This is a genomic window from Paenibacillus sp. GCM10027630, assembly GCF_042676305.1.
Taxonomy (GTDB): Bacteria; Bacillota; Bacilli; order Paenibacillales; family NBRC-103111; genus Paenibacillus_S.
The window spans coordinates 74,079-98,827 of record NZ_JBHTGY010000056.1 but is presented as its reverse complement, the minus strand read 5'-3'; the positions used below and the strand labels follow the sequence as shown (position 1 = coordinate 98,827).

20 protein-coding genes are annotated in these 24,749 nt (G+C 42.9%); 6 read left to right on the top strand and 14 right to left on the bottom strand.

Translation table 11 applies throughout. The features are described 5' to 3' along the window. Window positions 1-58: 58 nt before the first annotated feature. The gene (locus ACFQ0C_RS27625; protein ID WP_379371467.1) at window positions 59-2,389 is read right to left on the bottom strand and encodes a helix-turn-helix domain-containing protein; all 2,331 of its coding nucleotides are present in this window, start codon (window positions 2,387-2,389) and stop codon (window positions 59-61) included. Window positions 2,390-2,657: 268 nt separating this feature from the next. Between ACFQ0C_RS27625 and yiaK the strand changes: the two genes are divergently transcribed. Genes yiaK through ACFQ0C_RS27600 form a run of 5 tightly spaced genes read left to right on the top strand, consistent with a single transcriptional unit; the run spans window position 2,658 to window position 8,276 of the window. Then, window positions 2,658-3,656: a 3-dehydro-L-gulonate 2-dehydrogenase gene (gene yiaK / locus ACFQ0C_RS27620; RefSeq protein WP_379371466.1), complete on the top strand. Its 999-nt coding sequence runs from the start codon at window positions 2,658-2,660 to the stop codon at window positions 3,654-3,656. Between the two features lie 38 nt (window positions 3,657-3,694). Next, the gene (locus ACFQ0C_RS27615) at window positions 3,695-4,858 is read left to right on the top strand and encodes an oligogalacturonate lyase family protein (RefSeq protein ID WP_379371465.1); all 1,164 of its coding nucleotides are present in this window, start codon (window positions 3,695-3,697) and stop codon (window positions 4,856-4,858) included. A 36-nt stretch (window positions 4,859-4,894) separates the two neighbouring features. Continuing rightward, complete coding sequence (locus ACFQ0C_RS27610) at window positions 4,895-6,406, top strand: extracellular solute-binding protein (RefSeq protein ID WP_379371501.1); 1,512 nt, start codon at window positions 4,895-4,897, stop codon at window positions 6,404-6,406. 3 nt (window positions 6,407-6,409) lie between these two features. After that, window positions 6,410-7,357, top strand: coding sequence for an ABC transporter permease (locus ACFQ0C_RS27605; RefSeq protein WP_379371464.1), 948 nt, complete (start codon window positions 6,410-6,412; stop codon window positions 7,355-7,357). Window positions 7,358-7,394: 37 nt separating this feature from the next. After that, window positions 7,395-8,276 (top strand): carbohydrate ABC transporter permease, encoded by an 882-nt coding sequence (locus ACFQ0C_RS27600; protein ID WP_379371463.1) that lies wholly within the window; start codon window positions 7,395-7,397, stop codon window positions 8,274-8,276. Window positions 8,277-8,377: 101 nt separating this feature from the next. Here the strand turns inward: ACFQ0C_RS27600 and ACFQ0C_RS27595 are convergent, their stop codons facing one another. The 4 genes from ACFQ0C_RS27595 to ilvB form a co-directional block, all read right to left on the bottom strand. Continuing rightward, complete coding sequence (locus ACFQ0C_RS27595; protein WP_379371462.1) at window positions 8,378-9,928, bottom strand: 2-isopropylmalate synthase; 1,551 nt, start codon at window positions 9,926-9,928, stop codon at window positions 8,378-8,380. A gap of 153 nt (window positions 9,929-10,081) precedes the next feature. After that, window positions 10,082-11,074: a ketol-acid reductoisomerase gene (gene ilvC, locus ACFQ0C_RS27590; RefSeq protein WP_258214167.1), complete on the bottom strand. Its 993-nt coding sequence runs from the start codon at window positions 11,072-11,074 to the stop codon at window positions 10,082-10,084. A gap of 240 nt (window positions 11,075-11,314) precedes the next feature. Then, a complete protein-coding gene (gene ilvN, locus ACFQ0C_RS27585) occupies window positions 11,315-11,803 on the bottom strand; it encodes an acetolactate synthase small subunit (protein ID WP_379371461.1) in 489 nt (162 codons plus the stop codon). Then, window positions 11,800-13,542 carry a biosynthetic-type acetolactate synthase large subunit gene (gene ilvB / locus ACFQ0C_RS27580; RefSeq protein WP_379371460.1) on the bottom strand — a complete coding sequence of 581 codons (1,743 nt, stop codon included), beginning with the start codon at window positions 13,540-13,542 and terminating at the stop codon, window positions 11,800-11,802. The genes ilvN and ilvB overlap by 4 nt, the downstream gene beginning before the upstream one ends. A gap of 648 nt (window positions 13,543-14,190) precedes the next feature. On the opposite strand from ilvB, the gene ACFQ0C_RS27575 reads away from it, so the two are divergent. Continuing rightward, a complete protein-coding gene (locus ACFQ0C_RS27575) occupies window positions 14,191-15,762 on the top strand; it encodes a glycosyltransferase family 39 protein (RefSeq protein ID WP_379371459.1) in 1,572 nt (523 codons plus the stop codon). A gap of 75 nt (window positions 15,763-15,837) precedes the next feature. Here the strand turns inward: ACFQ0C_RS27575 and ACFQ0C_RS27570 are convergent, their stop codons facing one another. Genes ACFQ0C_RS27570 through ACFQ0C_RS27530 form a run of 9 tightly spaced genes read right to left on the bottom strand, consistent with a single transcriptional unit; the run spans window position 15,838 to window position 24,743 of the window. Further along, window positions 15,838-16,275, bottom strand: coding sequence for a GtrA family protein (locus ACFQ0C_RS27570; protein WP_379371458.1), 438 nt, complete (start codon window positions 16,273-16,275; stop codon window positions 15,838-15,840). Window positions 16,276-16,318: 43 nt separating this feature from the next. After that, entirely contained in the window at window positions 16,319-17,134 is an 816-nt protein-coding gene (locus ACFQ0C_RS27565; RefSeq protein ID WP_379371455.1) for a sugar phosphate isomerase/epimerase family protein, read from the bottom strand. 21 nt (window positions 17,135-17,155) lie between these two features. Further along, a complete protein-coding gene (locus ACFQ0C_RS27560; RefSeq protein ID WP_379371453.1) occupies window positions 17,156-18,097 on the bottom strand; it encodes an aldo/keto reductase family protein in 942 nt (313 codons plus the stop codon). Window positions 18,098-18,123: 26 nt separating this feature from the next. Further along, complete coding sequence (locus ACFQ0C_RS27555) at window positions 18,124-19,068, bottom strand: glycosyltransferase (protein WP_379371451.1); 945 nt, start codon at window positions 19,066-19,068, stop codon at window positions 18,124-18,126. A gap of 22 nt (window positions 19,069-19,090) precedes the next feature. Continuing rightward, window positions 19,091-19,993: a glycosyltransferase gene (locus ACFQ0C_RS27550; protein WP_379371449.1), complete on the bottom strand. Its 903-nt coding sequence runs from the start codon at window positions 19,991-19,993 to the stop codon at window positions 19,091-19,093. 9 nt (window positions 19,994-20,002) lie between these two features. Beyond that, the gene (locus ACFQ0C_RS27545) at window positions 20,003-21,112 is read right to left on the bottom strand and encodes an NAD(P)-binding protein (protein WP_379371447.1); all 1,110 of its coding nucleotides are present in this window, start codon (window positions 21,110-21,112) and stop codon (window positions 20,003-20,005) included. Window positions 21,113-21,169: 57 nt separating this feature from the next. Continuing rightward, on the bottom strand, window positions 21,170-23,527 hold the full coding sequence (locus tag ACFQ0C_RS27540) for a cyclic di-GMP-binding domain-containing protein, MshE-related (protein WP_379371445.1): 2,358 nt from the start codon (window positions 23,525-23,527) through the stop codon (window positions 21,170-21,172). Then, on the bottom strand, window positions 23,503-23,733 hold the full coding sequence (locus tag ACFQ0C_RS27535; RefSeq protein WP_379371443.1) for a hypothetical protein: 231 nt from the start codon (window positions 23,731-23,733) through the stop codon (window positions 23,503-23,505). The genes ACFQ0C_RS27540 and ACFQ0C_RS27535 overlap by 25 nt, the downstream gene beginning before the upstream one ends. 5 nt (window positions 23,734-23,738) lie before the next feature. After that, on the bottom strand, window positions 23,739-24,743 hold the full coding sequence (locus ACFQ0C_RS27530; RefSeq protein WP_379371441.1) for a sugar phosphate nucleotidyltransferase: 1,005 nt from the start codon (window positions 24,741-24,743) through the stop codon (window positions 23,739-23,741). Window positions 24,744-24,749: the final 6 nt, after the last annotated feature.

Sequence of the window (24,749 nt, the reverse complement as noted above, 5' to 3'; positions counted from 1 at the left end):
GCGTAAAGTTTGGGCTTTTGGCATAATAGGCCTTTGTTGTTCGAATTTAGGCTCCTACTCACAGACTTTCACCTTCCGGCACTTGTTTGCCGAATTTTTCTCTATATGTCCCAGGAGTCATCCCCTCTTGTTTACGGAAAGACCTGATAAAGTTTTGCGGATTGTTATAATTCAATTGCTTGGCAATCTCTTTTACTGTCATATTGGTTTCAATTAACCACTGCTTGGCTGCTTTTTGACGGTGCATGGCCAAATAATCGCTGAATGTCATGCCCGTTTCCTGCTTGAAAACAGTGCTTAAATAAGAGGAGTTGTAATGAAGCCTGGCTGCGCACTGCTCGAGTGTAATATCTTCCAGGTAACAAGTTTGAATAAAGTCGATAATTTGAGCGGAAAGGTTATGGTATAACGAATCTCTCCTGTTGGTAAACACTTGAATCATCGGTATAAGGATTCGAGATTGAAACCATGCTTCAATATCCGCGCCAACATACAACTGAAGCAGCTCCTCATACAAGGAACAGCCCTCCAAGCCAAGCTCCGCCATACTGATACCGGACTCCTGAAGCACAACCATCAGCTCGTTGAGAAATAGCATTAACATATTCTGATATTCCCACGGCATACGTTCTTTGCTAAATACATATTCCATCCATTCTTTAAGCAGCTCCCGCACCCTGTCTTGATCAGCTAGCTTGATGGAATCGATCAATTCTCCGGAAATATGCTGCGGGTATGAAAAAACAGCCGGCTGTTTGCCAGAAGTCATAGCGACACTGGAAATAATGATCCCCTCTCCCAGCTTCAAACGGTACTTCAATGCTTCCAAACCTTCCTGATAGGCTCTTGAAGCTTCGTCCAGCTGACTGAAAGGCAAGCTGATGCCGATACTTACCACGAGCTTTAAATAGCTCTTAATATTATGCTGTATCGATTCTGCCAGCTCGAAGATGTAGCTTTTGAACTGCCTGTCATTCATTCCGCTGCATCCGACCAACGCCACTTGAGTTTGATCATGGATTACTGGTCCTAAACATTGATGAGCTGGTACCATTTCCTCCAAAATATTGCTAACGGCAAATTGCAAAAGATCCAAATCTTTCGTACTGTACCGAATCTGCTCATGCATCTCAATCTGCAGGGTCAGCACCGCCATCCTCTCCCAAGCGGCCACACGCTTTTCATAATCAAAATGAACCAACGCTTCCCCAATTTCAGACGATTTCATTTTCCCTTGAAAAAGCTTATGAATAAACGTCGTTCTCAATTGTTTGGTATATTGCTGCATTTCTCCCCGCAAGCTTGAGTTGGATTCGATTAGTTGAGTAATGTGCTCATGGATCATCTGAAACTCATCCTGCCTATTCTTATCATGGTGGGGAAACCGCTCGATAACGGCTCTCATAATTTGACGAATCGGCGTGTAAATTTTACGGGAACCGAACCAAACGAAACAGACCGATATACCAATAATGAGCAGGCAAAGATACAGTGTAAACCAGCCGATAGCTCTTGATTGGGCAGTTATGTGGTTAATATCTGTAAAAGACGCATATATCCAGCCGTTATACTCGGATCTGATGTAGGATACAGAATACCGGCCTGTCCCCCGCTTAATCTCAAACTGACCCTCCGGATCGTTAAACATCGCCAAATCTTCCTTGCTTACATATCCAGTCTCCAAAACAGATTTCCCAATCATCTTTTCATTAGGGTGAATGAGAATTTGTTGGTCCTTGAATACAACGACATCCTGCAGTTGAGACGGATTATCTATCATTGCCGACAAACTGCAGCTTGGAATGTGGGCTACGGCCAGCCCCTTTTTTTGCATACTGAACACAGGCAGCTTCTTCACTAAAGTTACAATGTACTCGCACTCGTAGCTTTCCGTCATTCGGGAGGCGGACAATTCGCTTCGATTCAATATCCAGTTAGAGCTTAGCGGCAGTCCTATAAAGCTTAACAGCTCATCCTTTTTGGGAAACTTGTCAAAGGCATAAAGTCCGTCATTACTAATCAACCAATTATTTTCCGTATTAGCCAGCAGAACGTCCGTCACCTTACTATCCACGGATTGGGTAAAGCTCATATTTTTTTTAAGGCTGTTTAACAGCTGAAAATCATATACGGTGAGCTGACGGTAAAAGGCTTCCTGAAATGTCGTAGAATTGACAACCTGACTTAAATTATTGTCCAAAGTAACCAGCACTTGTTCTATATTTCCTTTTAATTGAGTTAAAAATTGGGCGTTCCCCTGCTTTACTTGAATTTGGATAGCTTCGGAGGAGCGTAAATACGAAAAAAAGCCGAGTGCGATTACAGGCAAAATACATAGAGCACTGCCGAACAGGATCATTTTTAAAAAGATACTCCGTTTATTCAACATTCAAGATCCTCCTGAAATTCCATCTAAAGATTGAAAGCGTATACCCATTTTAGTAGAAGGATGCTGGCAGGGCAATAATCATGCATAGCCCGCACATAATCATTAAATTGTATATTTCGCATCATATCGCTTAAATGTGTTGATTTTAACGGTTATTTCAAGAGCCAACGTAATGATTCTATGCGTAATGGGGTTATCCCTTATATGATCAGACTAGTTTTTCAGAACCGCCACAAAAAGTAATGAAAAGAAAGGGTGATCTCACATCTTGCGAGTACCTTACTACGAAATGCAGCAGCAGTTTCTTCATGTATTAGTGAAATATGGGCTGAGCACGGATCGAGCCGAGCTTTGTGCAGCCTTGTTTGCTGAAGCAAGCCTGGACGGCATTCCTTCACACGGGCTGAACCGATTCCCCTTATTCCTGGAATTTATTCGTAAGGGGTATATCCATGTTGACGCTGAGCCGAGACTGACCGCTAGTTTCGGAGCATCCGAGCGTTGGGACGGAGGAAGCGGGCCCGGCAACCTTAATGCACATGCATCCATGAAGCGTGCCATTGAACTTGCTAAGCTCCATGGCATGGGCTGCGTCGCATTGAGCAATACCAACCATTGGATGCGTGGCGGCAGCTACGGTTGGCAGGCTGCTGAAGCCGGATGTATCGGGATTTGTTGGACGAACACGAATCCGAACCTGCCGGCTTGGGGCAGTACCGAAGCTAAAGTAGGCAATAATCCGATCGTACTTGCCGTTCCCCGGCCTGAAGGACATTTGGTATTGGATATGGCGATGTCGCAGTTTTCCTACGGGCAATTAACGAACTACAGTCTTCTAGGAAAACAGCTTCCTGTCGATGGGGGCTTCGATAATGAGGGCAACGCAACCCGCGATCCTGGGGCTATCCTGCAAAGCCAGCGACCACTGCCCATTGGATTTTGGAAAGGCTCTGGCCTATCCCTCATGCTAGATATGATCGGGATGGTTCTTTCCGGGGGAAAATCAACCCGAGACATAGGAAAGCTTGGTGTGGAGCTTCAAGTGTCTCAAGTGTTCCTTGCTTTCGATACGCAAATATTTTCGGATTACAATGAACTGACGCAGCGTATAAACGAAACCATCCGTGACATACATTCGGCTAATCCAGTGTCTCCTCAAGATGATATAAGATATCCGGGAGAAGACACGCTGCGCAGGCGTCTTGAAAACCTGAGACATGGTATCCCGGTTGATGCTGCCATCTGGCAGCAAGTGTTGGAAAGCTAATTACAAATTACTAGAAATTTGCGGAGGAGTTACTTACAATGATCGGTAAAACGTATCCTTCTGAGAAGAAAACATATAAAGATGCAAAGACAGGCAAGATGGTTACCCAATTAACATCCGGGGAGAGCAACAACTTTCAATTATATTTTACGGATAACTCTTTCACCATAGGGGATAAAGACATTTATTTCTTGTCCGACCGAGGGTCTGAGAAGCCAGAGCAATACAACTTTTTCAAAATGGAATTGGACAGCGGAATCATCACTCAGATGACTGACGAAAAGCGAGGATTAACCAAATATACGAAAACCCCTGACAGCGAGTACTTAATCTACACCGTTGGCAGCCTGATGAAAAAGCTGAATACCAGAACAATGGAGTCCGAAGTTATATACGAAGAAACCGGCAACTACACGATGGGCGGCCCTTTCATAAGCCCGGACAAGAAATATGTGGGCATTCCACGTAACGAGAAGGTCGGTTTAGTCCGCGGCGCCAATTATGCAGGATTTAAAGAAATGATGTATGCGATAAAAAATTCGGTGATCACGTTTGCGTACATGGATGGCTCCAGGGCGGTCGATGTGTATGAGAGCACGCATTATATCAATCATTTTCAATTTTCACCGGATGACAGCTCCGTTGCCTTATTTTGTCATGAAGGCCCGTGGAATCTGGTACAGCAGCGGATGTGGATGCTTGATGCCGTCTCTCGCAAAGTAACCCCCTGCTTCCGGCAAGAGGAGGATGACAGCATTGGCCATGAGTTCTGGACCCGGGAAGGCAACATCTTCTTCGATAACCGCAGAAAAGGGCATGATGGTACCATCACTTCCGACCGCACACAAGCAACAGTAGAAGCTGTACACGACATTGAGGCTGATCAAATGCCTTACGTTGCTATAGTGGATAGAAAAGGCGAAGTTCTCAAGAAGGTCGAGCTGCCTTATTATTGCAACCATTATCATGCCAATACGGACAACTCGCTCCTGGTGGGCGATGAGGTTGATGATCTGGTCCTTATAGATATGACTCAAGAAAAGCCGGTTCCACAAACACTGTGCTACCACGGAACCTCTTGGTATGACGGACGCAGACATGCCCATCCTTGCTTCAGCTGGAACGGAGAGCTCATTTTGTTTGCTTCTGACCGGGACGGCAACAAAAACAATTTATATTTGATAGAACTGGATCAAGAGTAAATCAACTTATTAATGGGAGGTCTAACGAAAATGAACATGCAAGCGCGTAGTTTCAGATGGTTAAATGCGTTAAGCATACTCGCACTGGTAACCGGTATTATGGCCGGCTGTTCCCCTGCATCCAGCAATGAAAAAAAAGAGGCCAAATCAAGTAAAGCTCAACCACAATCCAACAAGATTACGATCATGGTTAATTTGCAAACACCGGTTGTACCTTCGGACAGAATCGAGAAATTAATAGAAGAGAAAACCGGGATGGACATCAAGTTCGAATGGGTTCCCGACGGTACCTATGATGAGAAATTCCAGGCTGCATTTGCAACAAACTCCCTTCCGCAGGCCGCTTATATTAAAAACCAATCTTCCTTCATTCAACTGCGTGATGCGATTAAAAGCCAGCAATTTTGGGAGATCGGCCCTTATTTGAAGGATTATCCGAATTTGAGCAAGCTAAATAAGGAAATTTTAAATAATACGGCTGTAGATGGAAAAATCTATTCGCTTTATAAAGAGAGACCTCTTGCCCGGCAAGGGATTATTTACAGAAAAGACTGGGCAGACAAGCTGGGATTGCAAGCTCCCAAAACAACCGATGATATTTACAATATGTTAAAGAAATTCAAGGAATCGCAAGCCGGCGGCCCCAAAACCGTTCCACTCGCAGACCGCAACGACTTGATTTACGGTTCATTCAAAACATTAAGCTCCTACTTCGGGACGCCGAACGGCTGGGGCGTTGAAAATGGAAAGCTTGTTCCCGAGTTTATGACCAAAGGGTATATGGATACAATGAAATTTGTTAAAAAGCTTCGCGATGAAGGCTTGATCAACCAGGATTTCCCGGTTACCTCCAAGACCGATCAGCAAAACATGATGTATACGGGAACCTCGGGCATGTATATCGGGGCATTAACCGATGCAGGGGTTATTCAAGATAAAACCTCCAAAAACGTCAAGGAAGCACAATACGATGTCGCCAACCAAATTCTAGGAACAAATGGAAAACCCGGCGTCTGGGCGCTTCCCGGTTATGGAACGCTCGTAATGTTTCCGAAATCAGCCGTCAAGTCGGAAGTAGAGCTGAAGCAAATTTTAACTTTCTTTGATAAATGGTTCGATAAAGATATTGTCAACTATTTGAAATATGGCGTTGAAGGCGAGCATTACACGTTAAAAGATGGCAAGGTCGTTCCGAACGCCGATACGAAATTGTTGGAAAAAGACGTCAAGCCCTATTCAACTCTTGCTCTGACTGACTCCATGAACGTTCTGCCTTTGCTGTACAATATCCCTGTGGAGGAAAAAGGATTTAAGCTATCCGATGAAGCGGTAAACTTTGCGGTTCAAGATCCAACTGTGCCCCTTAACTCGCCTACCTTTAACGAAAAAGGCGCAAGAATCGGAGATATTATTAAAGACGCAACCTACAAATTTATGTTGGGCAAGATTGATGAAACCGGCTTCCAGGCAGATGTGAAGAAATGGCAAGACGAAGGCGGAGCCAAGATTATCGAAGAGTACAATGCTGCGTTCAAGGACGGCAAGTAACCTATGAACGATACTGCTACCGCCACAATAACGGCCGTGAGTTCCAGCAGTCCGTTAATGAAGAGATTACTGCGCAACCGCTTCATGTATATGATGATTTTACCAGGCCTGCTATACTTCCTTATTTTTAAGTACATTCCTATGTGGGGATTGATTATATCGTTCCAGGACTACCTTCCCTATAAAGGATTTGCCGGTAGTGAATGGGTTGGCTTGAAGCATTTCAACAAGCTTTTCAACGAGCCGCAATTTTGGATTATATTTCGAAATACACTCATCTTGTTTGTCTACAACATTTTGTTTTATTTCCCTATACCCATCTTGCTTGCGATTATGTTGAATGAAGTGAGGAATACCTTCTTTAAACGCTTTGTGCAAACGATCATTTATATTCCCCACTTTTTATCCTGGGTTATTATTGTTTCTATCTCTTATGTAATGCTTACAATGGATGATGGTATCATTAACCAATTGATGGCTTATTACGGTTTTCCCAAAATCAATTTCCTGCTGAGCGATAGTTGGTTTCATCCGATTTATATTATTCAGGTCATTTGGAGAGAAGCCGGATGGGGCACGATTGTATACTTGGCCGCCATTGCAGCTATCGATCCCCAGCTATATGAAGCGGCCCGGATGGATGGAGCCGGTCGGTTCAGACAAATTTGGCATGTAACTTTGCCATCGATCCGTACCGTCATCGTCGTACTGCTCATTCTGCGTATCGGGAATGTTCTTGATTTAAGCTTTGAGCATGTATACTTGCTGCTTAACTCGATGAACCGCAATGTCGCAGAAATACTGGACACGTATGTATATACAGCCGGCTTGAAGCAAGGACAGTTCAGCTTCAGTACAGCTGTAGGATTTTTCAAATCGTTCATTGGCTTAGTATTGGTTGTATTAGCAAATAAATTAGCCAAAAAGTTCGGTGAAGACGGCATCTATTAGCCAGATAACGCACTAAACGGATAAGGAGGTTCACGCCATGGTTCATGACAAAACATGGGCAAGCCGTTTATTTGATACAGGCAATCTATTATTATTGACTATCGTTGCAGTAATTACTTTTCTTCCGTTAATGCACGTCCTCATGGGATCCTTTACAACTGCCGAGGAACTGGCCAGAAAACCTTTTATATTGATTCCGTCACAATTCAGCTTGAATGCCTATCAATATATTTTATCAACGGATGCTCTTTTCAGCGCATTAGGGGTATCCATCGGCGTAACCGTGGTCGGTACGGCCATCAGTATGTTTTTGACCTGTTTGATGGCCTATGGCTTGACGCGGAGAGATTTGGACGGTCGCAAATTCATAAATTTTCTGGTTGTATTCACGATGCTGTTTCAGGGAGGATTGATCCCGACCTTTCTGATCGTCAAAGCTATGGGATTGATTGATTCTTACTTCTCACTCATACTTCCGACGGCAATTAATGCGTTTAATTTAATCATTATGAGAAGCTTTTTTCAAAACTTACCTGACGGCTTGGAGGAATCGGCCAAAATCGATGGCTGTAATGATATCGGAATTTTATTCAAAATCGTGATTCCACTTTCTATGCCTGCGATTGCAACGATATCCTTATTTTATGCCGTTAACTACTGGAATACGTATTTCAATGCCGTCATGTACCTGAATGATGCTTCAAAATGGCCGATTCAAATACTATTGCGTCAGATTGTCATCCTGGCCAGCGGGTTCAACGCAGATACGTCTGTCTTCAATGAAGGTTATGTGCGTCCACCGGAGCAAAGTGTAAAAATGGCGGTTATCGTTGTATCTACATTACCGATCCTTATCGTATATCCGTTCCTGCAAAAGCATTTTGCCAAAGGGGCTTTGGTCGGCTCCGTCAAAGGCTGAAGCCAAAGTATACAGCTTATCGTCTATTGAAAAATGTAAAAACACCCCGGTACTTCGCCTGAAATCAGGCTCGGTATCGGGGTGTCTAAGTTAACACTGCTTTAGATCAGGGTTACATTATCACGGCTATTACGGGCAGGCGACTTGCGCTTCTCGATCAAACGATTGATCGCATCAATGTACGCCTTCGCGCTTGCTTCCAAAATATCCGTGCTTACGCCGCGGCCTTGAACAGAGTAATCGCCTTGGCGCAAGACTACATGCACTTCGCCAAGCGCGTCCTTGCCTTGAGTAACGGATTTGATCGAGTAATCCTCCAGCTCGACCTCCTCGTTCGTTACCTTGTCGATCGCTTTATAGATGGCATCGACGGAACCGTTGCCGACAGCAGCTTCTTCCGCCGTACCGCCTTCAATCTTATTAACGCGAATAGTCGCCGTAGGTACCGATTGATTACCGTAAGACAGCTGCATCGTATCCAACACGAACACTTCCGGCGTTTCGATCAATTTCTCCTCGATCAATGCGCGAATGTCCTCATCGGTTACATTTTTCTTCTTATCCGCCAAGTCTTTAAACTTGGCAAAGGTTGCATTCAGCTGCTCGTCGATCATATCGTAGCCCATGTCAACCAGCTTCTCACGGAATGCGTGACGGCCGGAATGCTTGCCCAGTACAAGCTTGCTGTCCTTCAAGCCGATCATTTCAGGCGACATAATTTCGTAGGTCGTCTTCTCCTTAAGCATGCCATCCTGATGAATGCCGGACTCATGCGCGAACGCATTGGCGCCTACAATCGCTTTATTGCCAGGAACGACCATTCCTGTCAGCTTACTGACCAAACGGCTTGTACGGGCAATCTCGCCCAATACAAGCGATGTTTTCGCTTGAAAGAAATCTTGACGCGTTTCCAGCGCCATAACTACTTCCTCCAGCGAAGTATTTCCAGCACGTTCGCCGATTCCGTTGATCGTACCTTCTATTTGATCGGCACCGTTCAATACAGCAGCCAGCGCATTAGCGGTAGCCATTCCCAAGTCGTCATGACAGTGTGCGCTTAGTTGAATTTTCTCGATACCTACTACATTTTCCTTCAAAGTTTTAAAAATGTTACCGAATTCGCTCGGATTCAAGTAGCCTACCGTATCCGGAATATTAACAACTGTCGCACCAGCACGAATAGCCATAGCTGTTACTTCACAAAGAAAGTCCAGCTCCGTACGGCCGGCATCCTCAGGTGAAAACTCGACTTTGTCGAAATATTTCTTCGCATAACGAATCGCCGCTTCGGCTGTTGCCAGCACTTGTTCCTTTTCCATCCGCAGCTTATGCTTACGGTGAATAGGGGACGTTGCCAAGAATACGTGAATAGAAGGATCTTGAGCTCCCTTCAGCGCTTCACGCACCGCATCAATATCCTGCTCGCGCGAACGCGCCAAGCCGATTATAGAAGCGTTCTTGACTGCGCGGGCAACCGCATTTACACCTGCCAAGTCACCAGGAGATGCAGCCGGGAAGCCAGCTTCAATACGATCGACACCCAGCTTTTCCAGCTGCAGCGCAATTTCCACCTTCTCCTGCATGTTGAGATTCACACCCGGCGATTGCTCCCCGTCTCTCAACGTAGTGTCGAATATGTATATTTTTCTCATGGGTTGGGTCACCTCCTAAGAGTTTTCGTAAGAAAATTACATCATAAGCCTTTAAGCAGAAAAAGGTACGGCTCGAAGGTGAGAAAAAAGAGCATTCCCCATTGTCTTCAAGCCGACCTCATTCAACACTATATTACCACAAATGAGCAAATCTTATTTCTTGATCCAGTGCATCATTTCACGAAGCTGGGAACCTACTTGCTCAAGCGGATGCTCGGATTCCAGGCGACGAGTCGCTGTAAGGAATGCACGGCCGGATTGATTTTCCAAGATAAAGTCGCGAGCAAATTTACCTTGTTGGATATCTGTAAGCACATCTTTCATTGCTTTCTTAACTTCGTCAGTGATGATACGAGGACCAGTTACATAGTCACCGTACTCAGCCGTATTGGAAATGGAATGTCTCATTGTAGCCAAGCCGCCTTCATACATCAGGTCAACGATTAGCTTCAATTCGTGCAAGCATTCGAAGTAAGCCATTTCAGGAGCATAGCCTGCTTCAACCAATGTTTCGAAACCTGCTTTAACCAATGCAGAAGCACCACCGCAAAGAACGGCTTGCTCACCGAACAGGTCAGTTTCTGTTTCTTCACGGAATGAAGTTTCGATAACTCCTGCGCGTGTGCAGCCGATACCTTTAGCATAAGCAAGACCGATTTCTTTAGCTTTGCCGCTTGCATCTTGCTCGATAGCAATAAGTCCAGGAACGCCGAAGCCTTCTACATATACACGACGAACCATGTGGCCCGGGGATTTAGGTGCTACCAAGAATACGTCTTTGTCCGCGGACGGAGCAATTTGACCGAAGTGAACGTTAAAGCCGTGGGAGAACATGATTGCTGCGCCATGCTTCAAGTTCGGCTCGATTTCATTTTTATATACGCTTGCTTGTGTTTCGTCAGGCATCAAAAGCTGTACGATGTCAGCAATTTTAGTTGCTTCTGCTACGGAGTATACGTCAAATCCGTCGTTTTTAGCTTGCTCGAAGGATTTACCTTGACGAAGACCGACGATTACTTTCAAGCCGCTGTCGCGAAGATTTTGTGCTTGAGCGTGACCTTGGCTTCCGTAACCGATAATAGCGATTGTTTTACCTTGTAATACGTTAAGATCTGCATCTTTTTCATAATAAGTTGTAACTGCCATGGATAATAGTTCCTCCTTTAATTTAAAAACCCTGTGAGTGGGCGATATAACGGACAACCCTCATCGGTAAAGCTACGGATGTGCTGCTCTGCATAACTGCTAACTGCCGTTCAACTTTGCAGTCCGCAGCAGACCGACATTTTCGCATTTGACTCCTGCACGAAGTTATCCGCTGTACCCCCCACTCCAAGGTACATTTTACTCTAAATCTGCTTTCTAGAAAACCTTATGTGTACTTTTTTATTTAACTGATCCGCGGATCATCGCCGTAACGCCTGTTCTAGAAATCTCACGGATACCGTATGGCTTTAATAATTCGATCATTGCATCGATTTTCAGTGAATCTCCGACTACCTGTACAATTAATGAACTGGGGCCAATATCAACCACAGCCGCGCGGAAAGTTTCAACTACACCGAGCACTTCAGGGCGGGCGCTTGGCTCCGCATTGACCTTAATCAACGCCAGCTCGCGTGCTACCATTGGGTTAGAGCTCAAGTCAATAACCTTAATGACATCAATCAATTTGTACAGCTGCTTGGAAACCTGCTCCAAAGTTTTATCATCGCCTGTAGTTACGATTACCATACGGGACAAGCCCGATTCCTCGGACTCCCCTACGGTAATGCTCTCAATGTTGAAGCCTCTGCGGCCGAATAAACCGGAAACCCGCTGAAGCACGCCAGGCTGATTGTTTACTAATACGGAAATGGTATGTCTGTGGCTCATTCCGAATCCCCCATTATCATTTGATCTATCGTCGAGCCTTGTGTAACCATCGGATACACATTTTCGCCTTTGCGGACGAAAAATTCGACGAGTACCGGACCTGGGGTGTCCAGCGCTTCCTGCCAAACACGGCGGGCTTCTTCTTTATTCGTTGCTCTCAAGCCCTTAACTCCGTAGGCTTCAGCCAGCTTAACGAAGTCCGGACTGCCGGCCAGGTCGATGTGACTGTAGCGGTTGTCATAAATGATCTCCTGCCACTGGCGAACCATTCCCAGCACCTGATTGTTGATAACAACAATTTTTACCGGAATTTTGTTGATAGCACAGATCGCCAGTTCCTGAGAACACATCTGCATGCCGCCGTCACCATTGATGGAAACAACCAATCTGTCAGGATGCGCTACTTGAGCACCGATGGCTGAAGGGAAGCCGAAGCCCATTGTTCCCAAGCCGCCGGATGTAATCCATGACCGAGGATGATTGAACTTGTAGTATTGTGCAGCCCACATCTGATGCTGTCCAACATCTGTCGTTACAATTGCATCGCCCTTGGTTGTTTCGTGAATCATCTCGATTACATACTGAGGCTTCAGCTCCGTATCGGAATCTTTATACCGCAGCGGACGGTTGCGCTTGTTCTCAGTAACTTCCTTAATCCACGCTTCCGATTGGGAAGGCTTAACTTTTGGCAATGCCAATTGAAGCACAGCTTTTACATCGCCTACAACCGGAATGGTTGCTTCTACGATTTTACCGATTTCGGCAGGATCTACATCGATATGAACGATCTTCTTCGCTCTCGGTGCAAAGCCGTCCACCTTCATCGTCACACGGTCATCAAACCGTGCCCCGATAGCAATCAACAGATCGCAATCCTGCAGCGCGTGGTTCGCCGTGTACGTTCCGTGCATCCCCGGCATTCCCAGCCATAGCTCATGAGCGCTTGGGAAGCCTCCCAAACCCAACAGGGTAGTTGTTACAGGAATACCCGTTTTATCTACGAACTCCAGCAGCTCTTTGGAAGCATCTGCGTACACAACGCCGCCCCCGGCAAGAATAACTGGACGCTCCGCCTCGGCAATAGCCTCGATCATGCGGTCCACTTGAAGCTTATTCGGTTGAACCGTCGGATTGTAGCCGCGGATTTCTACCTTCTCCGGATAATAGTAAGGCGCCTGCGCATTGGATACATCCTTCGGAATATCGATAAGAACCGGTCCTCTGCGACCTGTGGAAGCAATATGGAAGGCTTCTTTAATAACACGCGGTAAATCCTTAACGTCACGTACCAAGTAGCTGTGTTTCGTAATTGGCATCGTAATCCCGGTAATATCCGCTTCCTGGAAAGCGTCTGTTCCGATCACACTTGTTGCTACATTACCTGTGATGACGACAAGCGGCACCGAGTCCATGTAGGCTGTTGCAATACCAGTAACAAGATTTGTAGCACCAGGACCCGACGTTGCGATACATACGCCTACCTTACCTGTAGAGCGCGCATAACCGTCTGCTGCGTGGATAGCTCCCTGCTCGTGGCGGGTTAGCAAGTGATTGAAATTCGGATTGCCATGCATGGCATCGTAAATATATAAAACGGCTCCACCTGGATATCCAAAGACACAATCCACGTCCTCCAACAGCAAGCTGCGAAGCAGCATTTCCGACCCCGTAACAACATCCGGTTGAAGCAGTTCCTTGCGCAGCTCTTCTTTCGACTTTTGTGTGGTTTGAACGATCATGATTTTGTCCTCCTCCCGTAAACTCAAAACGCGAAAAACCCCTCTCATCCCAAAACGCCAAAAATAGCGTCTGAAGGGACGAAAGGGGTTCTAATCTTCCGTGGTACCACCCAGAGTTTGTTAAATGCCTCACAGCAAATAACCTTAGCAGGTACGCAGCTTAACACAAGCTGTTATACCTTCAGCACGGTAACGTGTGCTATTCCGATTTTCCCTAATAGCTATGTCACTGAGACATACTTTTCAGGAAAACAGCTCCGAGGTGAGCTCGTACATAAGGGATTAATGGCATAGGTTTCAGCAAATCCTCTGCTCTCTGAACATAAGTGCCCTTATAACTTCGTCCTCATCATTGCCGATTGAGTCTGTGTGCTTTTTAATTATTATAAGCCGAATCCAAATAAGAGTCAAGCGATATTAGGTGAATTCACAGGGATACGTCAAAGTTCTCAGATAAAATAAGATATTAAAGAGAAGTTGACCATTCACTGGTTAGAATCCATATCCGTATTGAATGACTATAAACTTTATTAGAAATTAGCTGTCAAAAACTGAAAATAATCGTACAATAGAACTATTGCTATTTCACAAAAATTATAATGAATCTCTTGCCTTGTTCAGCTTTGGAAATGGAGGAATAATTGTTGCATGCGTTTTTCTAAAACTGTATGGCTGCTTGGCATACTAGTATTTCTTGCGGAATTGGCCTTTGGCTATTGGATGGCCCATGTGAATCATTTCGTTGCAGTTGATGCCTTCAGTAGAGTGGCAAACGCTTATTATGTCAGCTATAGCCGAGATCCACATTTGGCCGCAATCGGATTCGTTTGGAATCCGCTTCCCAGCCTTCTGATGTTGCCAATTCTACTGGCCAGACCGATCTTTCCCGCGCTGGCCTCATCAGGAATTGCAGGAGTCATTTTGTCCAGTCTTTGCACAACAGCGACAGTGATGATGATATGCCATCATTTTATTAAGCGGGGGTTGCCCCTTCTATTCAGCCTTTTGATATGCCTCTTGTACAGCTTAAATCCTTTTATATTTTTATATGGCTCTAATGGAATGAGTGAAAGTGTTTTCATTTTCTTTCTTGTTTGGATCGTAATCGCTATGACAAAATGGTTGGATGGAGGTAAAATTAACAGCATTATATTTGCAGCCTTTGCTTTAGCGCTCGCCTTTCTTACACGCTACGAAGCCGTGGCATTCGGGGCTTGCTTATCGCTGGCCTTTATTCTGCTTATCTGGAGTGAATCCAAGAAAAATTCGCATAAATTTAAATATAAAGAACTATACAGAAAAATTGAGGCTACGGAGATCGTCTTGCTTACACCTGCCTTTTTTGCCGGTATAATCTGGATTTTCCTGAATTATTCCATAATGGGCGATCCGCTCTATTTTTTGCGTTCCAGCTATTCTAACCTAGGACAAGCTGAGCAGCTTGTGAGCAATGAATCAATCAGTCCATTGATCGGCAATCCCCTTGAGACTGCTTTGTATATCTCCAAAAGGATCGCTTGTTTTCTATTGCCTCTAGCCTGTGTGATTGTCATGCGTATTTGGCGAAAAAGTCTCTTCCAAATGGAGTTTTTAGTGATCCTTCTCTTAATTGCTTCTATTCCGGCAATGCAGTTTGTAATGCTTGTTAAAGGCTCCTCATATGGTTGGCTTAGATTTTTCGTCTACCCCTTACCGCTTGCTATGGCATGGCTCCCTTATGAGCTTCAAAAGCAAAAAAAGTCACGCAGCGGCTATCGGACAAGTTGCTTGTTAGCTTTAGGCGTAATGGTAGGATGTGGTATGTATACCTGGAATGTTATGCAGATTAAAGCAATGGCCCCTGAAGAATACGATGCTATTCATTATAAAGAAAATAAATCTCTCCCTCACGCTATTGAGATTGCTGCAGATTTAGACAATCGAGTTGATCAAGATAACCAAATAAAGATACTAATGGATTCGTTCAATGCCTTTTATATTGTTCTTAACAGTAAACGTCCTAACAATCTAGTCATTACAAGCGACCGCGATTTTCAAGAATCGTTGATAGAACCAAAAAAGTTAAATGTAAATTATATTCTTGTACCCGATCCAAACGGTATTGCAAGTCTAAATGCCGTAAATCAGACATATCCAGGATTTTATAACAAAGGGGCCCCTTGGGCCAAACTGGAAAAGGACTATGGTGGGGGCTGGAAATTGTATCGTGTTATTCCGTAGTCTTTTTGGACAAAAAAGCTATAACACATCACTGAATAGTGACATGTTATAGCTTTTTTGTGCCTTCACAATTCTCTAATCGCTAAAGTTCTGCTCCATAGACTTTTTTCTAAAGACAACCACTTTGCTTAAAATATAATTTGCTATTATGACCAATACACAGGACAGGACTTTTATTATGACATCATTATATTTTAATGCATCAATAAATACATACATGATCAGCATGTCCATTATTCCGGATACAATTCTGCAGCCTACAAATACCGTGAACTCCATACATATTGATTTGATGTCCTTTGCTTCACTTTTAAATACAAATAACTTGTTTGTGACAAAAGCAAACATAACGGCTGCAATCCAAGCAATACCATTACTTATAATGTAATCAACAGTCAGAATTTTGGCAAAAAACAAATAAAAAGCGAAATTTACTACGACTGTAAAGACTCCAAATACAAGGTATGCAATAATTTGTTTATATTTTGTATATAACTGAATTATTTTATCCACTTATCGTTTGACCTCATTCTTTTGTTACATTTACATCAAATCGTCATGAATACCATTCCCGCACATTCAAAAGAGTTGAATTGATATTTTCCACTGAGTTCAATTCAGGGTTTCTTTTCATCTCAATAGAGATAAACCCTGTATACCCTGCTTTATGAAGTTCTTTTCCTATTGCAACGTGAGTATCTTTCGATATCGGCATCTCGAGAAACGGCTCGCTTATATGAACATGGGAGACGTAATCTATGCATGAAGGAATGATGCTCAGATCCTCTTTGTTTTCAATCATTGTACCGGTATCCAAGTGTAATCTAAAGCCTTCGGAATTAACTTCTCTCACTAAATCCAAAGCTTCATTGTTAAAATTGATAAAATTGGTTCCATAGCACACCGGATTGGCTTCTATACAAAACTCGGTGTTATATTTCACTGCCATATCCCCTGCTTGCTTGAAAAATTCCACAGCTATTTCAAACGCTTCCTGCTTTTCTATACCGGAGTAACTTCTATTCTTGGGCAAACCGAACACTAGGCTTTTTATTCCCAGCTTAGATGCCAATATAGTCCGTTTCTCAAGCTCAGTTAACATTTTTTGTCGTGTGGGCTCATCACTAAACAACTGCAAGCTTTCTTCCCGGTATAAAAGTGATTGCATAGCCACTAAACGGATGCTATAGCGATTAACTTTTCCTTTGAAGTTTAAGTAATCTGAATGATCTAGCGTATAGGGCTTATCCCACACACGTGTCGGTGCAATCTCAAGCCCTTCATACCCGTGAGAACGCATAAGCTCATATATAAGATCATCATCCTTTTCTTCCCAAGCAATATTGGATATGCAATATTTCAGTTCTATCACCCAATTCTTCTAGGATTGTTATCACAAAACAGTTTCAAGCTGAGCCCATATTTCATCAGGGTATGTTATTTCGAGCGCCCTTACGTTCTCCTCAATCTGCTCCGGTTTGGATGCCCCAACAACAGGATATACACCATTTCTTATACACCACATTAAAGCGAGTTGGCTGCCTTTAACCTTATACTGATCACAAATGCTTATGAATGTATCAATTCTATCTTTGTTCTGCATATATATATTTTCTGTTTTAGAATATCCTATTAAATCTTTTTTGGCTATTCTGGAGTCGCTGGGTATATGGTTTTTATACTTTCCGGTAAGAAGGCCTTGCGCAATAGGAGAGAAGCCCAGCATGCCAACCCGGTGAGTACGGCAAAAATCCATGACTCCATTTGTTTCCGATTTCCTAATAGCAAAGGAATAGATGAACTGCTCCAGGATCGGTTTCTCCAGGTTCAGCTTACCGCATACTTCATGACATTCTTGTAGCGCTTCAGCCGGCCATTCCGAGGTTGCCCAATACCTTATTTTACCTTGGTTAATTAAACTGTTGAACGTTCGTACAATCTCTTCCATCGATACTTCCGGATCATATCTATGGGCGTAATAAATATCTACGTAGTCCAGTCCCAATTTTGAAAGTGAGCTGTCAATCGCTTCAGCTATATGCTTTCTGGAAAGTCCACGATTGTAGGGTGAATCACCGATCGGCCATGAGCCTTTTGTTGATAGGATATATTCATTGCGATTATATTTATTCAGTGCACGGCCAAGAAGCTTTTCTGCTTCACCCATACCGTAATTGTTTGATGTATCAAAAGACCTGATACCTAACCTCCAGGCAGTATCTATAAGACTATCCGCATACCCATCATTTGTATTTTCGGTTCCTATGGTAAGAGCAGTACCCAATGTGAGGATAGTGCTTTTTAGCCCCGAATTGCCTATTCTAAAATATTCCATGATACTCTCCTCACGTAGTGTTTAAATTACTCATTCTCCTCAAAATTCGGGGCAGAATATAGGTCAATAATGGACGTTGGTCTTCTTTTTACCTCAATTAATATTTGACCGATATATTCTCCTATCAATCCTAAGCAAATAAACATCACACCGAATAGATACAATAAAACCGCCAGTATCAATGATGTGTCTCTGGATACTAACGGCATAAAAAACGTCGAAAAGGTCATCAATACTCCTAAACATACTGTTGCTATTCCTACAGAGATAACTGCCTGAAGCGGTTCAATTGTAGTTCCCACTATACTATTCAGAGCATATCTAATCATTGATTTTAAGTTATATTTGGTCTTGCCCGCTGTTCGGATATCTCTTGAGTATTCAACACTGCCAACTTTTAAACCGATATACGGGACCAAGACACGAAAAACTCGATTGACTTCCGGCAGCTTTTTTATTTCATTAACAGTTTTTCTATTTATAAGCTTATAATTTGCTGCATTTTCTTCAATGGTCATTTTGTTGGAAAACTTGCTTATTATTTTATAAAATAACTGGGCACTTATCCTTTTAAATAAGGAATCGTTCTTTCTTTCAATTCTTTTTCCAGATACCACATCATAGCCTTTCTCCCACTCATCCACCATTTTTAAAATGAGCTCTGGCGGGTCCTGTAAATCAGCATCCATGACGATTACTGCATCACCTTTAGATACCTCAATACCTCCGTTTACCGCACCCTCCAAGCCAAAGTTTCGAGACAGCTTAACAACGCCTACATGATGATTTCTTCTTCTTTCTTCCAGCATTTTACTATAGGTCTGGTCTGATGAGCCATCGTCAACCAGTATAAGTTCATAATCGTATTTATCACTTAACTGCTCCAAAACATGTAGTGTTCTTGCACAATATTCTGAAACCAGCCCCTCCTCGTTAAACATAGGACCTACAACTGAGATTAACTTTTTCATCACAACCTCCTACCCATAAAAACTATTTCTTGATTACAGATTTATAAATATAGCTCTTGGTTTTCACCGTGCTTTGCAAAATACTATTGAGATATTTGGTAAGGATCGCAAACATGAGAAAGACTCCGGAGAAAGAAAAACCTAGAAACATGATTATTGATGTCCAACCTTCTACAGCACCCTTAATAAAATAAGACACTAGACTCAACAACAATGCGCCAATAGAAATTGAGAAAAACAATATAGAAACGCATAAGGCCAACTTGGTAAGCACATCTGTATAATAAGTTAAAGTATCTACCATTAGATTAATGTTCTCGAAAAAGCTGCGCGTGTTTTTATATTTAATATTCATATAAATAATCTCAAACTGAAGTCCCGATAGAAAATATGAAACGTTGCGGTTTATTATAACATTACCTGTTTCTATCGTTTTGTTCTGACAGCGTCTTGATGATAATACAAGCAAGGATGAAGCTATTCTTGAATTCAATCTGTGTCTAAAATACCTGTTAATAATCCAGTAAAACAAATAAGATGATAGACTGACTTTTTTGGGAGACAATATTACAAAATCATTTCCCTTTTGGCTTGATTGATACATCGTATGAATGATATCAAAATTAAAATTAAAGCTGACATCTTCAATCTCAAGTATATAATCGCCAATACTAATGTCAACACCGGCTCTTAAGGCTTGCTGTTCATTATGAAATCTGGCTAGCTCTAAAATTGTAATTTTTCTATCGCAATCATTTAATATCTGCAGGGTATTGTCTCTTGAGAAGTTTTCAACAATAATAATCTCATAATTTTTAAACTTTGTTTTTAAATAATCGTCTAGTTGGATAACTTTTTCTTCAATTGTGTCAGCACAGTCGCGGGCTACCATTATAACTGATAAAAAGTTTTCTTCTAATAGCATCCTTTTACCCTACCTTAAAATATCATCTAAATCATAGATTGTATTTATTTTCCCGGAGAAAACCGTGTAAAATTCAGGATCTTGTGAATATTGTCTTATGACTGTCGGCCTGGAATCATCAACTTCTGATGTCTTCAATATTGGTTTTATAGTATAAAGAGACTTGGCATACTCAATGGTTATATCACTTTTGAGATACTTCTTCACAATTTGATTCATTTCAACAAAAGCCGTTTCAGGCTTATATTTACATTGATTACAACTATAAAGAGATTCAGGAGTACAGCCGTCGCTCTCATGCTGACACATAAAAGTAGGTAGAGAATCATAGGAAGTTAAGTGTGGCGTGCTTGAAACCGTTGTAAGAGAGTGATGACCGGTAAAGCCAAATGGCATAACTGAAAAAAAGGGGCCATCCATTAATGTAATTCCTACATCCTTTAAATTGTCAGAAACGTCGCATAAAACAACTTCACATAGCTCATATTTTATAGGTAGAGGATCATATCCCATAAGATTGTGAATCTGATTCGTACCGGCATACGTTGCATTTAATATGAAGCCTGTTTCAAATTCTTCACCGCTATCCAACGTTATAATGAAGTGATTGTCCTCTTTTACTACTTCTTTAATTTGTGAGCCAAACCTAATAGTTGAATTGATTTCATTTATTAATTTAGTTTTTAAAAGCTGTGCATCAAAACTATATTCAACAGTATGGTAAGCTTTTTCCACTAAGCCCTTATTAAAATATTTATCTAGTTCAATTTCTTCGCACATCAACTGCAGATTATCCGTAAAGTGCTTAAACTGATCTCCATTTGTCCAGCTAAAGTTGGATGCAATGCCGTATATTTTATTAAAATCCGTATTAATACAGTCTTTAAAGTCGTTTAAAAACCTGTCGAAATATTTCTGAGATTTGACAGCCGTAGAATACGACCTGGGGTAATGATAACCATTATGCAATCTTGCTTGATTGACATAGGATCCCCGTTTAAATCCTTCATCCTCTGCCTCTATGATGAGCGTGGAATAACCTCGCCTAACGGACTGAGCTGCAGCATATAAACCATACATTCCGGCACCGAAAATAACCCTATCGTATGTTTCCCTCATATCATTTTCATCCTTCGTAGGACTAGGATAATTTCTGTAGTCATTGTCGAACTCGGCCTATGCCTTCTCATCCAGCGCATTCCCAGTAGAAGTGGGCTGGTGTTTGGAAAGACCATGTGTCGTTTTTTCCCAATAAAACGGTTTGGTAATCAACTGCCATGCAGCCTTAACAGCAGCAATGCTCATTAAAACCCAATAAAAAGGCGTCAGCAGCGCATACTTGACCAAGCCGTACGAGAACGTGTCCTCATTTCTTTTTTCCAATTCATAAATGACCCAATATACGCCAACAACATTACTAAATACAAATAAAAAATTACCTATTAAAAACTCGATGGATGCAAAATAGTAAATCACTCCAGGAAAAAATTGCGGTATCCAATGGAGCCTCCAAACGTACCAAAGGATGATCATGACCCAATAGAACGGGTTCAAGAGCGGAAGAATTGGCGTAGCCAGAACCATTACCTGAAAACCCATAAATCCTTTAAAACCAAGCTCCTTATAAAGCTTGAATGGGTTCCGCATGTGCACGAGCCAAGTCTGCATGTACCCTTTTATCCATCGAGATCTCTGCCGTATCCAGTTACCTGTGCGGCTGGTTGCTTCCTCCCAGGTTCGAGAATCAACAATCGCAGTTGAATAGCCTGATTTATACAAACGTATCCCAAGATCGGCGTCTTCCGTTACATTGTAAGGATCCCACGCATTAATTTCCTTGAGCACGGACATTTTAAAATGATTCGATGTCCCACCAAGAGGGATCGGAATATTGAGCTGCATAACGCCTGGCAATAGAAGCTCGAACCACATGCTGTATTCGTGAGTGAACCAGCGCGTTAGCAAGTTTTGATCGCTGTTAAAATAATTTAATTTGCCCTGGATACAAGCCAGATTATCGGGGCCATTTACAAATGCCGCATGCACCTTCTTAAGCTGATCCGGATCAGGCCTATCTTCAGCATCGTAAATAACAACATATTCGCCGCGCGCACGGATTAATCCGTAATTGCAAGCTTTAGGTTTCGTCTTAGGCAAACTGTGAGGTACTACAATCGTTGTATAGTACGCAGGAAGGTTCATACTCTTTAGCAGCTCCTGCGCCTCCACATCGTCCTCTTCAATCAATAACCTGACATCCAGCTTAGCTTTGGGGTAATCCAATCGTTCGAGATTAGCCAACAAATACGGTATGACCTTACTTTCCTTATACATAGGAACCAAAATTGTATAAATGGGAAGTGTCCGTTCATCAACAGCATCTACCTGCTCTTGAGTAAAGCGGATTTGTGCGTAATCACGTGTTCCGTACATGACGATCATAAATTTAAACAATGTCATCGAGAAATAAAAGATTTGAATCATCACATTGACTATTATGAGTGTATGGAACCAATCCGCTGCCAAGCTTCCTATCAGCAATAACACCACGGCTACAGCTGTAACTATTTGAGGAGTTGTGAAGGTGACATGTGCTGAATTTTCCGGCTGCTCATTAACCAGCTTTTGTGTGCTTTCAACCATAAGCTCAGACTCGTAGATCTGCTTCCAGAAGTACTCCATTTCCTCGCGTGTTGCAAGAACTTGCTCCACAGGCAGCTCTAGCAGAGCTTCAATTGCTCTCTGCGCTTCATCTGACAATGGACCTCCCACTGCTACCAAGTAACGATTTAAATCCTGACTGATAACTACTGCGTCATATTGTCTGGCTAAATATTCAGGCAGCTTGTTAAGATCATGAAAGTCAAACTCCGAGCCTATCCGGCCAAGATTGTTCTGCGTAGCGATATGGCGGTACAGCTTCTCCGGTTCAATAATCCGCATCGCCATAAGAATATCACCGAGCATCCCGCCGCTTTTACGCTGAAACTCCAAAGCTTGGTTTAACTGCTCCTGCTCAATTGCACCCGTATTGACTAGCATATCACCGAGACGGCCTTTCTGTGACTGGCCATCTAACAAAGCCGACACCCGTCCTTTTTCTACAAAACCCATCTCCGAGACGATATCCCCAAGACGACCACCGAATTTCTTCTGATGCTCCATGGCTTGCTCCAGTTGGGCTTGGGTTACTAAGCCTTCGGCGACCATCAAGTCACCCATTCTTAACTTCGGCTTCTTCGGTCCATTCTCAAAAGAAGGTTGGAAGCCGTCTTTATTCAGAAGCTTCATCTTTTGCGATATTAATTCATCGACATAAGCTTCTTTGCTTTCATATTCTCTATTCAAAAAATCCAATTGTCGGGCAAGCTCTTGCAGCCGTCTCTCTTGCTCCAGATAGCGGTTTTCAACTTTTTTGGATTTTTGGCGCACACGGTCTTCTAAAGCTTTGGCATGCTTGTCGGTCAAGTTTCTGCGGAGTCCCCACCAAGCAAAGCCAAATGATGGCTCTAATTCTCGTTTCTTTGAATCCATTGCTTCAAGCTCGTTTCTAGTTGATTTATTTCAGCTATCTTCTTTTTAACCCGATTGATTTCGTATAGAAGCTCCGCTTCCTTCAACCTATACGTCTGCTCCCGCATTTCGAGCTCTTGACTGAGAGTTGCCTCTTCCGATTCCAATGAGACAAAGTAACGTTCCGCCTTACGGCGGTCATAACCGATCAGCGTCCCACCTCTCACATCATTCACTCCTCATTAAATTGAATTCTGGTTAATACGTCCTTCAGCCCGGCGCTTGCACCTTTTCTAGTAATCAATATTCCTTCACGGCTAACGGCCACAATAATATCCGAAAGACCCACAACGGCAACCGGTATTTCTAATTCGTTGACTATATGAACATTTTGACTGTCATCAGAGATAATTCCTGAGCCTGTTATTGGGTTGTCCAGTTCTTCAACTAACGAGCACCAACTGCCCAAATCTTTCCAAGGACCGTCATAGGCTATCGCTGCTATATGTTTTTCTCTCTCAACTACCACATAATCAAAGCTTCGTTTCTCAATATCAGAATAAACTAGGAGAAGTTCCTCGTAGGTTTCAGGCAATCCTAAGGAGGCAAGCATATCTAGCAAAAAGCCGGCTTTAAAACAAAACACTCCGCAATTCCACAAAGCTCCTTGATCAATAAAACGTGCAGCTTCCTCAGAGGATGGCTTTTCATGAAACTCCTTTATCGTAAAAACGGATTCATCAAAGGACTTCTCGGGAATCATATAACCATATTTAATTGAAGGATGGTTAGGCTTTACTCCAATGAGAGCTACATTCGCCCCCGTCTCGGCTAAGGCTTTGGGAAGCTGCTGAAGCGCATCGTAAAAAGAGCCATTCACTTGGGTATCCACAGGCATCACAGCCACAACCTCATCCCGTGAAATTCCACGATGGGAATATAAATAAGCCACTGACAACAGGATGGCAGGAAACGTATCTCGTTTTTCCGGTTCCAGTACCAAATCAACCTCTCGGCCGAGCTGCTCCAGTATTTGATCACGCTGCCTGATCGAAGTTGAAATTATAGTTGAGCGATGAAGGTTACGCTCCTGTAGCTGACTCCATACATTTTGCAGCATTGACATCGAGCCACCGCTATCCTTTTTAAATAAAGGAATAAATTGCTTGGAGCGCTGTTCACTAGACAAAGGCCATAGCCTAGTACCTGAACCTCCGGAAAGCAAAATAATGTTCATTTCTCG

Excerpts from the sequence above, each read along its gene's own strand:
- ACFQ0C_RS27595 (WP_379371462.1), bottom strand. The coding sequence starts at position 9,928 with ATGAGAAAAATATACATATTCGACACTACGTTGAGAGACGGGGAGCAA.
- ilvC (WP_258214167.1), bottom strand. The coding sequence starts at position 11,074 with ATGGCAGTTACAACTTATTATGAAAAAGATGCAGATCTTAACGTATTA.
- ilvB (WP_379371460.1), bottom strand. The coding sequence starts at position 13,542 with ATGATCGTTCAAACCACACAAAAGTCGAAAGAAGAGCTGCGCAAGGAA.
- ACFQ0C_RS27610 (WP_379371501.1), top strand. The coding sequence starts at position 4,895 with ATGCAAGCGCGTAGTTTCAGATGGTTAAATGCGTTAAGCATACTCGCA.
- ACFQ0C_RS27615 (WP_379371465.1), top strand. The coding sequence starts at position 3,695 with ATGATCGGTAAAACGTATCCTTCTGAGAAGAAAACATATAAAGATGCA.
- ACFQ0C_RS27560 (WP_379371453.1), bottom strand. The coding sequence starts at position 18,097 with ATGGAATATTTTAGAATAGGCAATTCGGGGCTAAAAAGCACTATCCTC.
- ACFQ0C_RS27555 (WP_379371451.1), bottom strand. The coding sequence starts at position 19,068 with ATGAAAAAGTTAATCTCAGTTGTAGGTCCTATGTTTAACGAGGAGGGG.
- ilvN (WP_379371461.1), bottom strand. The coding sequence starts at position 11,803 with ATGAGCCACAGACATACCATTTCCGTATTAGTAAACAATCAGCCTGGC.
- ACFQ0C_RS27550 (WP_379371449.1), bottom strand. The coding sequence starts at position 19,993 with ATGCTATTAGAAGAAAACTTTTTATCAGTTATAATGGTAGCCCGCGAC.
- ACFQ0C_RS27600 (WP_379371463.1), top strand. The coding sequence starts at position 7,395 with ATGGTTCATGACAAAACATGGGCAAGCCGTTTATTTGATACAGGCAAT.
- ACFQ0C_RS27625 (WP_379371467.1), bottom strand. The coding sequence starts at position 2,389 with ATGTTGAATAAACGGAGTATCTTTTTAAAAATGATCCTGTTCGGCAGT.
- ACFQ0C_RS27540 (WP_379371445.1), bottom strand. The coding sequence starts at position 23,527 with ATGGATTCAAAGAAACGAGAATTAGAGCCATCATTTGGCTTTGCTTGG.
- ACFQ0C_RS27605 (WP_379371464.1), top strand. The coding sequence starts at position 6,410 with ATGAACGATACTGCTACCGCCACAATAACGGCCGTGAGTTCCAGCAGT.
- ACFQ0C_RS27530 (WP_379371441.1), bottom strand. The coding sequence starts at position 24,743 with ATGAACATTATTTTGCTTTCCGGAGGTTCAGGTACTAGGCTATGGCCT.
- ACFQ0C_RS27575 (WP_379371459.1), top strand. The coding sequence starts at position 14,191 with ATGCGTTTTTCTAAAACTGTATGGCTGCTTGGCATACTAGTATTTCTT.
- ACFQ0C_RS27545 (WP_379371447.1), bottom strand. The coding sequence starts at position 21,112 with ATGAGGGAAACATACGATAGGGTTATTTTCGGTGCCGGAATGTATGGT.